Raw genomic sequence first — 12,828 nt, 5'->3', positions numbered from 1 at the left:
TGTGTCGCGCGTTCCGCGCCGCGCCGCCATGCGGCTGCGGGAGGCCGGCGGCGCACGCGGGCCGCGCATGCAGGTTCGACCGGTGCGGCGCATGCATCGCGCTCGTGCGCGTGCTTTGCGCGCGGCCTCAAGTCGTGCGTCGCGGTGCCGTAAACAGAGCGAATTGATCTGTTCACGACAACGCCACATGGTTCGATTTCTGTACGCCGGGTATCTCGCGCTGGCGCTCTACATCCTCTATCCGATGGTTCAGACCTTCCTCGCAGCCGACGCGACCTGCGTTCGCAGCGCCGCAATGATCGATGCAGCCGGTCCGGACGGGCATCCGGCGAGCGGCGCGCAGCAGAGCCAGCGCGACTGCGCGTTGCTGATGTCACGAACCAATGCCGCTGCCGGACAAGCGGGCGGGCTGCATTGAGCAAATCGGCGCTGCACGTCGTCGCCGCTCCGCGCGCGTAAGAGCCGCAAATCGTTGGCCAAATCGTTGGCCGTTCGGCCGGGTTGATTGCCGTTCGATGGTCGGCGATCATCGATCGTGTGCTGGGGGCTGCCGGCGGTCGTGTCGTCGTGCGGCGTCGTTCCGCGCGGCACGTGGCGCGTTGCGCTCGCGCGTATCAGTACGTGGAGCGGTAAGCGGTACCCCGGTCGAAACGGCTCTGCCAGTGCGCGAGATAGCGTGACGCGAGCTGCGGATTGTTCCAGACCACGACGACGTTCTCGGAGTTGCGCGTTGCCGCCGATGCGCTGTAGTTGAACGACCCGGTCTCGACATGTTCGGCATCGACCACGATGTACTTGTCGTGATGGATCGCGTATGCATCGATGGTGCGGGTCGGAATGCCTGCGTTGACGAGCAGGTTCAGTGCCTGCTTGCTGCTTTTCGCGCGATTGCCCTTGTCGTCGACAACGACCGCGATGTTGACGCCGCGCCGCTTCGCGGCGAGCAGCGCGCGCGTCACGGCAGGCGACGTGAACGAGTAGGCCGCGACGCGCAGCGAGCTGCGCGCGGCGCCGATCGCCTTCAGCACGAGCGCCTCCGCGCCGCCGTCAGGCGAGAACGCCGACTCGACGACCTGGCTGGCCGGTGCTTCGTGCGTCGGGGCCGGCAGCAGGCGCGACACGAAATCGATCGCCTGCTGCAGGAATGATTCGGATTGCGTCTTGCCGAATGCGGCGAATGGCGTGACGAGCAGGGATGAGGCAAGGCAGACAGCGGCGACGCGATTTCTCGACAACATCGTGGACAACGGGGTTTTTTGAGACAGCGGGCCGTGAGTTTAGCGCAGACGCGTTGCGGCGACCACGGCTGTCTTGTTTCGAGTCGTATGCGGCTGCGAAACGATCTGCGTTCGTCAGTGTGAATGCGGAGTCATGCGACACACGATGCCAATCGGCTTTTCCACCGAACACATTACTCACGAGGCGCGGCCGGCGCCTCCGATGTATCCGACCCGATCCATCCCGGGCCTGCCTCCGGCTGCACGTCACGCGGATCGAGCGGTTCGCCGCACGCGGAGCACACCGCGACCGCGTGCATCACGTGACCGCAGGTGCGATGGCGCAGCTGCAGCGGTGCTCCCTGACCATCGTCCTTCCAGCGGTCGCCCCACGCCATCAGCGCGAGCAGCGCCGGGTAGAGGTCGCGGCCTTTCTCGGTCAAGCGGTATTCGAAGCGCGGCGGGCGCTCCTGATATGCGCGCTTGACGAAGACGCCTTCGTCGACGAGGCGGGCGAGACGTTCGGCCAGCACGTGACGGGTCAGCCCGAGCTGCGCCTGGAACGCATCGAAGCGGCGGCAGCCGAGGAACGCATTGCGCAGGATCAGCATGGTCCAGCGGTCGCCGAGCACGGCGAGCGTGCGCGCGACCGAGCAGTTCAGCGAGCCGATGTCATCCCATTTCATCGTCGGGCTCCGTGAGTCGGTTCAGGAAAGAGCGGGTTCGATTATAGAACCGACCCTCGGATGCATCGGCCGACGCTGGCATTGACAGCCGGTTTTCCGTTGTGAATAATCAGTTCCAATTTGGAACTTACTAGCGCTGCAATGCGCTTGCCATCAGGAGTCACCCGATGAAGCCGCTTTCCATGTCCGGTCTGGAACTGTTGCGTGCCGCCGCCACGGGCGACGTGCCGCGCGCGTCGATCACCGAAACCGTTCCGATGCAGTTCGAGGCGGTCGAACTCGGCTACGTGAAGATGTCGGCGCGCGCCGACGGCCGGCACCTGAACCCGCTCGGCGGCGTGCATGGCGGATTCGCGGCGACGGTGCTCGATTCGGTCACCGGTTGCGCGGTGCATACGATGCTCGACGCGGGCATCGGCTACGGCACGATCGACCTGCATGTGAAGATGCTGCGGCCCGTGCCGCGCGACGTCGACCTGATCGCGGAAGGCCGCGTGATTCATCTGTCGCGCTCGCTCGGCGTCGCCGAAGGCACGCTGAAGACGCCGGACGACAAGATCGTCGCGCACGCGTCGGCGACCTGTTTCATTCAGCGGCCGCAGTGACGGAGCGGGGCGCAAGCGCGGTGCCGCGGGAAGGGTGCGCATCCGTCGCTCCCGGCGCCTGGCGCCCGGCGTGCGCGCTGCCGAAGCGGCGAGGTTGAGCTGGCCGGCTCGCGCCGGTTCTGGCGCATCGCATCCGTTCGCGAAGGCCGCTTGTAAGCGATTGCGGCGCCGATCTGAAGCAGACGCTTCAATGTGATAGCTTTCCTGCTTTCCACCGACGCGACAGGAACAGCATGGAATACCGCACACTTGGCGATTCGGGCATCGAAGTCAGCCTGATCGGTCTCGGTACGATGACGTGGGGCGAGCAGAACTCGGAGCGCGATGCGCACGAGCAGCTCGACTATGCGATTGCGCAAGGCGTCACGCTGATCGACGCAGCGGAAATGTATCCGGTGCCGCCGAAGCCCGAAACCCAGGGGCGCACCGAGCAGTACATCGGCACCTGGCTTGCGCAGCATCGCGCGCTGCGCGACAGGATCGTGCTCGCGACGAAGATCGCCGGCCCTGCGCGGCAACCGCACAACCCGCGCCACATTCGCGGCGAAGGCAATCAGTTCGACCGCAAGAACCTGACTGAAGCGCTCGACGGCAGCCTCAAGCGCCTGCAGACCGACTATGTCGACCTCTACCAGCTCCACTGGCCGGACCGCAGCACGACGACGTTCGGCCGTCCCGCGTATCCGTGGGTCGACGACGCTTACACGGTGCCGATCGAGGAAACGCTCGGCGTGCTCGCGGAATTCGTCAGGGCGGGTAAGGTGCGCGCGATCGGCGTGTCGAACGAGACCCCGTGGGGCGTCGCGCAATTCCTGCGCGCGGCCGAGAAGCTCGGGCTGCCGCGCATCGCCAGCATCCAGAATCCGTACAGCCTGCTGAACCGGACGTTCGAGAACGGGCTGTCGGAATTCACGCACCGCGACGGCGTCGGCCTGCTCGCGTATTCGCCGCTCGCGTTCGGCTGGCTGTCCGGCAAGTACGAGAACGGCGCGCGTCCGGCCGGCGCGCGCATCACGCTGTTCGAGCGCTTCCAGCGCTACAGCAAGCCGCAGGCGGTCGCGGCGACGTCGCGCTACGTCGCGCTCGCGAAGCAGCACGGCCTGTCGCCTGCGCAGCTCGCGCTCGCGTTCGTCAACAGCCGTCCGTTCCTGACCAGCAACCTGATCGGCGCGACGTCGCTCGAGCAACTGAAGGAGAACATCGGCAGCGTCAACGTCAAGCTGTCCGACGAGATCCTCGCCGAGATCGACGCGCTGCACGAACTGCAGCCGAACCCCGCACCGTAAATGACGTCTTGACGCTTGTCACGGCCGCAGCGCGCGCATCGCCGCGCGGGCCGTGGCGAACGTGTTTATCACGTCGATTGCAACGATCAGCGCATCCGCAGCCGCGTGCGCGCGACGAACAGTGCCGCGAGACTCAGCAGCGCGCAGCCCATCAGGTAGAGCGCCGGCGACAGGCGGTTCCCGGTTGCGCTGATGAGCCACGTGATGACGAACGGCGCGAAACCGCCGAACAGCGTGACGCCTGTGTTGTAGCTGACCGCAAGCCCCGTCGCACGCGTCTGCGCCGGGAACATCTCCGCCATCAGCGCGGGCAGCGCGCCGCAATACATCGCCTTCAACGCACCGATCCAGATCAGCGCGGCAAGCATCGTCGCGAACGACGCATGATGCGTGAGCCACGCGAACGTCGGCCAGACCGTGACGAGCAACAGCAGCGCCGCGACCGTCATCACGCGGATCCGCCCGGTGCGATCCGACCAGTGGCCGACGAGCGGCGTGACGAGCGTCAGCACGAAGCCGGTTGCGAGCGTCGCCGCGAAGCCGGTCGATGCGGGCAGGCCGAGCTGCTTGATCGCGTAGGTCGGCATGTACAGCACCATGTAGTTGACCGCGGTCGAGATCACGAGCGCGCCGATCGCGAGCAGCACGCGCAGCTTCTGGCCCGCGAACAGTTCGCGCACGGGCGCCTCCGAACGGGCTTGCGTCTTGAACTCGACGCCTTCGTCGACGTAGCGGCGGATGTACAGGCCGACCGGCCCGATCGCGAGACCGAACAGGAACGGCACGCGCCAGCCCCAGCTTTCGAGCTGCGCAGGCGTCAGCGTGCTCGTCAACAGCGCGCCGAACCCCGATGCGAGCAGCGTCGCGAGCCCCTGGCTCGCGAACTGCCAGCTCGACATGAAGCCGCGCCGCTGCGGCGCATGTTCGACGAGGAATGCGGTCGAGCTCGCGAACTCGCCGCCCGCGGAGAAGCCCTGCATCAGGCGCGACAGCATGATCCCGAGCGGCGCGAGGATGCCGATCGACGCATAGGTCGGCATCGCCGCGATCAGCAGCGTGCCGCCCATCATCATTGCGATCGACAGCAGCAGCGATGCCTTGCGTCCGGCGCGGTCCGCGTACGCGCCAAGCACGAAGCCGCCGATCGGCCGGATCAGGTACGACAGGCCGAACGTGCCGAGCGTGAGCAGCAGCGACGTCGCTTCGCTCGTCGCGGGGAAGAACAGTTTCGCGATCGTCACCGCGAAGAAGCCGTAGACGATCAGGTCGAACCATTCGAGCGCGTTGCCGATCGACGCGGCGAGGATGATGCGCCGGATCTTCGCGGCGCTCGGGCGGACGGCTTCCGGTGTGGTCAGCGTAGTGGTGGTCATCGTGTGTGCGTGTCCGGCGAAAGGGTGGACGACTGGCGATGCATGAAATCTCGACGGCCGCGTCGAGTCAGTGGCCGGCGCCGGCGGCATCGAGCGCCGCACGATGCCCGGACGGCGGGTGTTCGCCGAGATCCCAGAAGAGTCCCGCCATCATCGCGAGACCCTCGCGCACGACGCTGCCGAGCAGGTGCTCGTCCGGCGCGTGCTGCGCGCACGCGGGATACGAGTGCGGTACCCAAAGCGTCGGCAACCCGAGCGTGTCGGAGAACACTTCGTTCGGCAGCGTGCCGCCGAGGTTCGGCAGGATCGCGGGTTTCTTGCCGGTCGTGTGCGCGAGCGACGCGACGGCCCAGCGCACCCACGGATCGTCGGGTGGCAAGCGTGTTGCCGGCGCGCCGCGCTCGACGTCGATGTCGACGTCGGCGAAGCCATGTGCGTCGAGGTGCGCGCGCAGGCGCGTGTGCAGCGCTTCCCAGTCGGTGCCGACGACGAAACGCAGCTGGCAGTGCGCATGGGCGGCGGGCGGGATCGCGTTGACGGGGTACTCGGGGTTGCCGGCCTTGAACGCGAGGATCTCGAGCGTGTTCCAGCCGAACACGCGCTCGGCGGCGCTGAGACCCGGTTCGCCCCAGTCCGTGTCGATCGTCGGGTCGCCGGGCCCGCCGCCGACGGTCAGATCGGCGAGCGCGTCGCGCACGGCGGCCGGAATCGGCGGCGGACGCAGGCCGGCGACGCGGATCGCGCCGCGCGCGTCGACGAGGCTCGCCAGCGCGTGCGCAAGCACGATCGCCGGGTTGCGCAGCAGCCCGCCCCAGTTGCCCGAATGATGCGCGCCATCGCGCGCGCGCAGGCTCAATCTGAAATTGACGGCGCCGCGCGAGCCGAGGAACACGGTCGGCCGGTCGGCGGCGATGCGCGGTCCGTCGGACGCAATCAGCACGTCGGCGGCCAGCGCGTCGCGCTCGCGGCGGCACAGTGCGTCGAGGCCAGGCGAGCCGGTTTCCTCGCCCATTTCGATCAGCAGCTTCGCGTTGAAGCCGAGCCGGCCGCCGCGTGCAGCCAGCACGCTCGCGAGCGCCGCGAGATTGATCGAGTGCTGGCCCTTGTTGTCGGCGCTGCCGCGGCCGTACCAGCGGTCGCCGTCGACGGTCAGCGACCACGGCGACAACGGCGCGCGCCATTGCGCGTCGTAGCCGCGCACGACGTCGCCGTGGCCGTAGATCAGCACGGTCGGCAGCGTGTCGTCCTCGTGCCGCGACGCGATCAGGAACGGGCCGCCGCCGTGGACGGGGTTGTCCGCGATGCGGGTTGCGAAACCGAGGCGTTCGGCTTCGGGGGCGATCTCGTCGGTCAGGTACGCGCGCAGCGCGGCGGCCGAACCGCTTTCCTGGCTTTCGGTGCGCAGGCCGATGCGGCGGCTGAGGGTTGCGAAGAACGCGCCGGATTCGAACTGGCTTTGCGCGTGCTGGATGGCGGCGGTGCGGGTCAAGACGTGTCTCCTTTGTCGACCGGAGTTGGCGCTTTAGCGCTTGCTCAGGCCCCATGCTTCGCACACGGGACGCATGCAAAGTTGTCCGGTGGCAGGCCGTGGATGCCCGTGGCCTGAAATGCGATCGATTCTAGAAAGCCGTTTTATTTGTCACAATGATCGAATTTCGAACCTTTCCTTGTCGAAAAGGCAAAGCGTGACGGCCGCCGGCGGCCGGGGGACAGAACGATGGCGGCTTTCCTGCACGGCCTCGGATTGCGGTATTTCGTTGAAGTGGCGCGCACCGGTTCGCTCAGCGACGCGTCGACGCGGCTGCACGTCGCGGTGTCGGCGGTCAGCCGCCAGATCGCGAAGCTGGAAAGCGAGTTGGGCACGCCGCTGTTCGAGCGGCGGCCGCGCGGCATGGCCTTGTCGGAGGCGGGCGAGCGGCTGCTGAGCTTCGCGCAGCGCAGCCTGCTCGAGGCCGAGCACGTGATGAAGGAGATCGGCGGGCTCGACGCGCTGCACGGCAGCGTGCTGAAGGTCGCGTGTTCGGAGGGCTTTGCAATCGATTTCCTGCCGGGCGCGCTCGCGAGCTTCAAGGCGCGCCATCCGGGCGTCGACTTCTCGGTGTGGGTCGTGTCGCCGGCCGACGCGACGCGGCGCGTGCGCGACGGCGACGCGGATGTCGCGCTGACCTTCAGCCTCGCGCCGGAGAAGGGCGTGCGCGTCGAGCACACCGAGCGCGCGCCGATCTACGCGCTGGTGCGCCGCGATCATCCGCTCGCGGCGCGTGACACGGTGTCGCTCGCCGATGTCGCGCGTTTCCCGCATGTGCTGCCCGAGGCGGGCACCACCGTGCGCCAGCTGATCGACATCGCATGCGCGCTCGACGGGCTGCTGCTTGCGCCCGAGCTGACGAGCAACAACACGGCGTCGATGTACCGTTACGCGCAGCATACGGGTGCCGTGATGTTCACCGGCCTGCTGTCGGTGCGCGACCGCTGCGACGCGGACGGCTTCGTCGTGGTGCCGGTGTCGAACCCGCAACTGCGCGAACGCAGCATCCAGGTGCAGACGATGGCGGGGCGCGATCTGCCGGCGTCGGTGCGCGCGTTCCGCGATCATCTGATCGACGCGATCACGGCGGCGCCGGCGCTGCCGACGCCCGCCCGACGCCCGCCCGACGCCCGCCGGGCCGTCGCGTGAGATAATCAGCGATCCGCCCTCTGCGCCCACGCGGCACGCGACGTCGCGCCGCCTCCGTTTGACGCCAAATTGAAGAACCTGATAGTCACCCTCGATCGCGCCGGCGAGTTCGACGAGATCATCGACGTGCGCACGCCGCTCGAATTCGCCGAGGATCACATCCCCGGCGCGCTGAACGCGCCCGTGCTCAGCAACGAAGAGCGCGTGCTCGTCGGCACGATGTACCGGCAGGTGTCGCCTTACGAGGCGACGCGCGTCGGCGCGGCGATCGTCGCGCGCAACATCGCCCGTCACCTCGACACGACGTTCGCCGACCGGCCACGCAACTGGCGGCCGCTGATCTACTGCTGGCGCGGCGGCAAGCGCTCGGGCTCGATGACGACGTGGTTCAACCTGATCGGCTGGCAGGCGCGCCAGCTCGACGGCGGCTACAAGGCGTACCGCCGCTCGGTCTGCGCGTCGCTCGACGCGCTGCCCGCGCGGTTGCGCTATATCGCGCTCGTCGGCCACACGGGCTGCGGCAAGACGCGGCTGCTGCAGGCGCTGCATGACGCAGGCGCACAGATGCTCGATCTCGAGGCGCTTGCATGCCATCGCGGCTCGCTGCTCGGCGCGCTGCCGGGCGTGCCGCAGCCGACGCAGAAGTCGTTTGACTCGGCGCTCGTCGAGGCGCTCGAGCGCTTCGATCCGGCCTGGCCGGTATTCGTCGAGTCCGAGAGCCGCAAGATCGGCCTCGTGCAGATGCCGCTCGCGCTGTTGCAGGCGATCCACGCAGCGCCGTGGGTCCAGGTCGACGCCGCGCGCGACGAGCGCATCGCGTTCCTGCTCGACGATTACGGCCACCTGTTCGACGCGCCGGATGCGTTCAGGGCGCAGCTCGCACGGCTGATCGGCCTGCACAGCCGCGAACAGATCGCCCGCTGGGGCGAGATGATCGATGCGGGGGCGCGTGCCGAGTTGTTTGGCGAACTGATCGACCGGCATTACGATCCTGCCTATGCGCGGACCTACCGCGAGCATTTCGGCAAGCCGAACCGGGCGCTCACGTTCCAGTTCCGGCCCAATGCGGGCGATGCCCGCGAACAGGCGAGTGCGCTGCTCGCGCAACTCGCGCAGTCGGGCCTGCCGGCGACGGCAGCCAGCGCGGTGCCCACCCCAGATCGTCAGGCCAGAACATGAAGAACACACGCACTCAACCCAGTCCGGCACTCGGCTGGATGACCTTCCTGCTGATCGCGGTCGCGGGACTGTTCTATGTGAAATGGTTTCCGTATTACAACAAGGCGTTCGTCGCCGCCGAACATCACTCGATCGGCCAGTCGATCCTGATGGGCGCGTCGGCGGCGGCGCCCGAACCGTCGCTGAAAGCCGCGCTCGACTACGCGTGGGCGTATGGCAAGGCGATCTGGCAGGCGATGGTGCTGGGCCTGCTGCTCGGCTCCGCGGTGCAGGCGCTGCTGCCCGCGCACTGGGTCGCGCGCGTGCTCGGCAGGACGGGTTTCGGCAGCGTCGCCGCGGGCGGCCTGCTGTCGCTGCCAGGGATGATGTGCACGTGCTGCGCGGCGCCCGTCGTCGCCGGCTTGCGTGAGCGGCACGCGTCGCCGGGCGGCGCGGTCGCGTTCTGGCTCGGCAATACCGTGCTGAACCCGGCCGCGCTGGTGTTCATGGGCTTCGTGCTCGGCTGGCACTGGAGCGCGCTGCGGCTCGTGCTCGGCATCGCGATGGTGTTCGGGGTCGGCTACCTGCTGAACCGGATCGCGCGCCCCGAGGACCAGATCCATGACACCCGGCTCGCGGCGCTGGTGGCCGAACAGGCGGCGGCCGGCAACGCGTTCGTGCGCTGGATCAAGATCCTTGCGCGGATGACGGCGCGCCTCGTGCCCGAGTACATCGTGCTCGTGCTGCTGCTCGGCGCAGCACGTGCGTGGCTGTTCCCGCACATCGGCCCGGAAATCGGCAACCACCTCGGCTGGATCGTCGCGTTCGCGGTCGTCGGCGCACTGTTCGTGATTCCGACCGCGGGCGAGGTGCCGATCATCCAGGCGATGCTGTCGCTCGGCATGGGCGTCGGCCCGGCCGGCGCACTGCTGATGACGCTGCCGCCGGTCAGCGTGCCGTCGCTCGCGATGCTCGCGCGCTCGTTCAAGCCATACATGCTCGCGATCGTCACGGCGCTCGTCGTCGTGTTCGGGATCGTCGGCGGGCTGCTCGCGATCGCGTTGGGGTTCTAGCGGCGCGCGTCGTCGGAGCGGTCCGGCACCCCGCGGCGCCGTAGGCTGGGTCCCGACTGACTGTATCCCGACAGGGGCACCAGTGCGGCGCGCATGATCCGGAAGCCTCGCCAGGATCGCCCGGCAGACGGCATGTCATCGAACACACCGTTCAGGCAGCCGGTCGCGAACGCGACAGCCAGCGTGTCGAGCCCGGGCCGCGCGGTTCGCGACGCGAAGTCAGGAGCGCCGGGTCCGCGCCGCGCGGACCGGCCAAGTAATCGTCATATTCATCCGGCGCCGCCGCATTGTGCGTGCAGCGCCACTCACAAGAAGCAATCAGGAAAACGCATGACCCAACCCAAGATTCATCCTCGACTCGAGAAGGCGCTGACGCGCGGCGATCTCGCGATTCGTCAGGCCAATTCGGCGCGCGCGACTGCCGTGCTGAGCGCACTTGGCACGATGATCGTCGAGGCGTCCGCGACGATCGGCGTCGAAGCCAGCATCGACATTCCGCAGGGCGACCGCATCTACGATCCGGTCAATGGTCTGTGGCCGCAGAAGATGCTCGTGTCGTTCGACGGCCCGATCGAGGAAGCGGATCCGGAAGAACTGCGCTCGGTCTATCTGGTGGCCGACGATCCGGGCACGCAGTTCCGGATCGAATGGCATCGCGCAGACGGCAAGCTCGGCCGCCACGAGGGCGGCCCGCTCGCGACCGTCGCGTTCCTGACGGACGTCGAGATTCCGTGGAGCGACGACGACGAGTAACGGATGCATGAGGGCCGCATGAGGGCCGCATGACGGGCCACATGGGGCCCGCGAGCGCATCGGGAGCGGACGATCCCGCCGCGCGATGCACGGGCCTCAGCGCATCATCCGGCGCCGGAACAGCCACGCGGACAGCAGGAAGCCGCCGATTGCATAAGCTGCCAGCACCGCGATGTGCGTGCCGATGTGCGACGCGGGCCGGCCGAGCATCGCGGGCCGGATCAGCTCGATCGCGTGGGCGAGCGGCAGCGCATATGCCGCATGCTGCGCGATCTCCGGCAACTGCTTGAGCGGGAAGAATACGCCCGACAGCAGCAGCATCGGCGTCAGCACGAGCGTCTGATAGAACATGAAGAAATCGTATGACGGCGCGAGTGCGGTGACGATCATCGCGGCGCTGGCGAACGCAAGGCCCGCGAGCGCGATCACCGGCAGCGCCGCGAGCATCGACGGGAAGCTCGCATAGCCGAGCAGGCCGGCAACGAACATGATCGCGGCGCCCGACAGCATCGCCTTGCTTGCGGCCCAGACGATCTCGCCGAGCACGATGTCGCCGAGCGCGAGCGGCGTGTGCATGATCGCTTCCCACGTGCGCTGCACGTGCATCCGTGAAAAACCCGAATACATCGCTTCGAAGCTCGCGGACATCATCACGCTCGACCCGGCCGTGCCGGCCGCGAGGAACGCGATGTACGACACGCCGTCGACGTGCCCGAGCATCAGGCCCAGGCCGAAACCGAGTCCGAACAGATAGATCATCGGGTCTGCGAGGTTGCCGATCATCGACGCGACCGCGAGCTTGCGCCAGACCAGGTAGTTGCGGCGCCAGACGGCGAACCAGTTGGTCGCATTGGACGGCATCGCGATCGCGAAGCGCGATGCGCGCGGTGGCGCGGACGGGGCGGAAGTGGAATAGTCGCGTACGTCCATGATCGGTCAGTCCTGCATTTCGCGGCCGGTCAGCCGCAGGAATACGTCCTCCAGATTGGCGGGGCGGTGCAGATAGCGCAATCCGGCGCGGCCCTTGAGCCGCGCATTGAGCGGCTCCGGATCGCTCACGTAGCAGAACAGCGTCTCACCGCTGATCTCGGTGCGCACCGCATAGGCGGCGAGTTCGTCGCGCAGCGAGGACGGTTCGGGCCCATAAATTTCGATCACGTCGCAGCCGATCTCCGATTCGATCAGCGCGTGCGGCGCGCCTTCGGCGATTTTCCGGCCTTCCTCGATCACGCACAGGCGATCGCACAGACGCTCGGCTTCCTCCATGAAGTGCGTGGTGATCAGGATCGTCTTGCCGCGCGCGAGCAGCGAGCGCAACCGTTCCCACATCAGATGCCGCGCCTGCGGATCGAGCCCGGTCGTCGGCTCGTCGAGCACCAGCACATCCGGATCGTTGACGAGCGCGCGGGCGAGCGTCAGGCGCCGCTTCATGCCGCCCGACAGCTCGCTGACCTTCGCGTCCGCCTTGTTCTCGAGCTTCGCGAATTCGAGCAGTGACGGCACGAGTGCACGCGCCTCGTGCGCGGACAGGCCGAAATAGCGGCTGAACACCAGCAGATTCTCGCGAACCGTGAAATCCGGGTCGAGATTGTCGAACTGCGGGACGACGCCGACGCGCTGCCGTGCATGACGCGCGCGTGACGGAACCGGCTCGCCGCATAGCGAGATTGCGCCGGCATCGGGGTACGCAATGCCAAGCAGCATTTTCAGCGTCGTCGTTTTGCCGGCGCCGTTCGGTCCGAGCAGGCCGTAGCACTCTCCGGCATGCACGCGAAAGGAGAGACCATTGACGACGAGCTTGTCGCCATAGCGCTTTTCGACGTTCTGAAAATCGATCGGTGCGACGGCCATGAGCGGGATTGTCGTTGGAGGTGTAGCGTGCAATTGTGTCCGGTGGGCGCGTCCGCGAAAACCGGTGCATGAACGGTCTGGCCCGCGGTTCGGCCGGCGAGATTTCGCGATGCGCACGCGCAATGCGAATGTGCGATACCGACGGGCCA

At 67.6% G+C, this 12,828-nt stretch carries 13 protein-coding genes; 7 read left to right on the top strand and 6 right to left on the bottom strand.

Translation table 11 applies throughout. From position 1 onward, the window contains the following. Positions 1–187: 187 nt before the first annotated feature. Positions 188–418 (top strand): hypothetical protein, encoded by a 231-nt coding sequence (locus tag G3N94_RS15515; protein WP_205793389.1) that lies wholly within the window; start codon positions 188–190, stop codon positions 416–418. A 196-nt stretch (positions 419–614) separates the two neighbouring features. On the opposite strand, the gene G3N94_RS15510 is transcribed toward G3N94_RS15515, so the two are convergent. Both G3N94_RS15510 and G3N94_RS15505 read right to left on the bottom strand, forming a co-directional pair. Beyond that, positions 615–1,238, bottom strand: coding sequence for a phospholipase D family protein (locus G3N94_RS15510; protein ID WP_205793388.1), 624 nt, complete (start codon positions 1,236–1,238; stop codon positions 615–617). 173 nt (positions 1,239–1,411) lie between these two features. Next, a complete protein-coding gene (locus G3N94_RS15505; protein WP_205793387.1) occupies positions 1,412–1,903 on the bottom strand; it encodes a helix-turn-helix domain-containing protein in 492 nt (163 codons plus the stop codon). A gap of 167 nt (positions 1,904–2,070) precedes the next feature. Between G3N94_RS15505 and G3N94_RS15500 the strand changes: the two genes are divergently transcribed. Together G3N94_RS15500 and G3N94_RS15495 are read left to right on the top strand one after the other, a co-directional pair. Continuing rightward, complete coding sequence (locus tag G3N94_RS15500) at positions 2,071–2,508, top strand: PaaI family thioesterase (protein WP_205793386.1); 438 nt, start codon at positions 2,071–2,073, stop codon at positions 2,506–2,508. 233 nt (positions 2,509–2,741) lie between these two features. Beyond that, positions 2,742–3,794: an NADP(H)-dependent aldo-keto reductase gene (locus G3N94_RS15495; protein WP_205793385.1), complete on the top strand. Its 1,053-nt coding sequence runs from the start codon at positions 2,742–2,744 to the stop codon at positions 3,792–3,794. Between the two features lie 86 nt (positions 3,795–3,880). On the opposite strand, the gene G3N94_RS15490 is transcribed toward G3N94_RS15495, so the two are convergent. After that, positions 3,881–5,167 carry an MFS transporter gene (locus G3N94_RS15490; RefSeq protein WP_205793384.1) on the bottom strand — a complete coding sequence of 429 codons (1,287 nt, stop codon included), beginning with the start codon at positions 5,165–5,167 and terminating at the stop codon, positions 3,881–3,883. Positions 5,168–5,234: 67 nt separating this feature from the next. After that, positions 5,235–6,656, bottom strand: coding sequence for a M20 family metallopeptidase (locus G3N94_RS15485; protein WP_205793382.1), 1,422 nt, complete (start codon positions 6,654–6,656; stop codon positions 5,235–5,237). A 228-nt stretch (positions 6,657–6,884) separates the two neighbouring features. Between G3N94_RS15485 and G3N94_RS15480 the strand changes: the two genes are divergently transcribed. From G3N94_RS15480 to G3N94_RS15465, 4 genes are all read left to right on the top strand, one after another. Next, entirely contained in the window at positions 6,885–7,844 is a 960-nt protein-coding gene (locus G3N94_RS15480; protein ID WP_205793380.1) for a LysR family transcriptional regulator, read from the top strand. Between the two features lie 69 nt (positions 7,845–7,913). Continuing rightward, positions 7,914–9,023 (top strand): tRNA 2-selenouridine(34) synthase MnmH, encoded by a 1,110-nt coding sequence (mnmH, locus tag G3N94_RS15475; protein WP_205793379.1) that lies wholly within the window; start codon positions 7,914–7,916, stop codon positions 9,021–9,023. After that, the gene (locus G3N94_RS15470) at positions 9,020–10,075 is read left to right on the top strand and encodes a permease (protein WP_205793378.1); all 1,056 of its coding nucleotides are present in this window, start codon (positions 9,020–9,022) and stop codon (positions 10,073–10,075) included. The genes mnmH and G3N94_RS15470 overlap by 4 nt, the downstream gene beginning before the upstream one ends. A 330-nt stretch (positions 10,076–10,405) precedes the next feature. Beyond that, on the top strand, positions 10,406–10,828 hold the full coding sequence (locus tag G3N94_RS15465) for a hypothetical protein (protein ID WP_205793377.1): 423 nt from the start codon (positions 10,406–10,408) through the stop codon (positions 10,826–10,828). A gap of 96 nt (positions 10,829–10,924) precedes the next feature. Here G3N94_RS15465 and G3N94_RS15460 read toward each other — a convergent pair whose 3' ends face one another. After that, positions 10,925–11,758: an ABC transporter permease gene (locus G3N94_RS15460; protein ID WP_205793376.1), complete on the bottom strand. Its 834-nt coding sequence runs from the start codon at positions 11,756–11,758 to the stop codon at positions 10,925–10,927. Positions 11,759–11,764: 6 nt separating this feature from the next. Further along, a complete protein-coding gene (gene nodI, locus G3N94_RS15455; protein ID WP_205793375.1) occupies positions 11,765–12,679 on the bottom strand; it encodes a nodulation factor ABC transporter ATP-binding protein NodI in 915 nt (304 codons plus the stop codon). Between the last annotated feature and the right edge of the window lie 149 nt (positions 12,680–12,828).

It is taken from the genome of Burkholderia sp. Ac-20353 (genome assembly GCF_017104785.1).
Taxonomy (GTDB): Bacteria; Pseudomonadota; Gammaproteobacteria; order Burkholderiales; family Burkholderiaceae; genus Burkholderia.
The sequence above is the reverse complement of the archived record's forward strand: the minus strand, read 5'-3'. Positions and strand labels throughout refer to the sequence as shown.

Excerpts from the sequence above, each read along its gene's own strand:
- G3N94_RS15515 (WP_205793389.1), top strand. The coding sequence starts at position 188 with ATGGTTCGATTTCTGTACGCCGGGTATCTCGCGCTGGCGCTCTACATC.
- G3N94_RS15510 (WP_205793388.1), bottom strand. The coding sequence starts at position 1,238 with ATGTTGTCGAGAAATCGCGTCGCCGCTGTCTGCCTTGCCTCATCCCTG.
- G3N94_RS15505 (WP_205793387.1), bottom strand. The coding sequence starts at position 1,903 with ATGAAATGGGATGACATCGGCTCGCTGAACTGCTCGGTCGCGCGCACG.
- G3N94_RS15500 (WP_205793386.1), top strand. The coding sequence starts at position 2,071 with ATGAAGCCGCTTTCCATGTCCGGTCTGGAACTGTTGCGTGCCGCCGCC.
- G3N94_RS15495 (WP_205793385.1), top strand. The coding sequence starts at position 2,742 with ATGGAATACCGCACACTTGGCGATTCGGGCATCGAAGTCAGCCTGATC.
- G3N94_RS15490 (WP_205793384.1), bottom strand. The coding sequence starts at position 5,167 with ATGACCACCACTACGCTGACCACACCGGAAGCCGTCCGCCCGAGCGCC.
- G3N94_RS15480 (WP_205793380.1), top strand. The coding sequence starts at position 6,885 with ATGGCGGCTTTCCTGCACGGCCTCGGATTGCGGTATTTCGTTGAAGTG.
- G3N94_RS15470 (WP_205793378.1), top strand. The coding sequence starts at position 9,020 with ATGAAGAACACACGCACTCAACCCAGTCCGGCACTCGGCTGGATGACC.
- G3N94_RS15465 (WP_205793377.1), top strand. The coding sequence starts at position 10,406 with ATGACCCAACCCAAGATTCATCCTCGACTCGAGAAGGCGCTGACGCGC.
- G3N94_RS15460 (WP_205793376.1), bottom strand. The coding sequence starts at position 11,758 with ATGGACGTACGCGACTATTCCACTTCCGCCCCGTCCGCGCCACCGCGC.
- nodI (WP_205793375.1), bottom strand. The coding sequence starts at position 12,679 with ATGGCCGTCGCACCGATCGATTTTCAGAACGTCGAAAAGCGCTATGGC.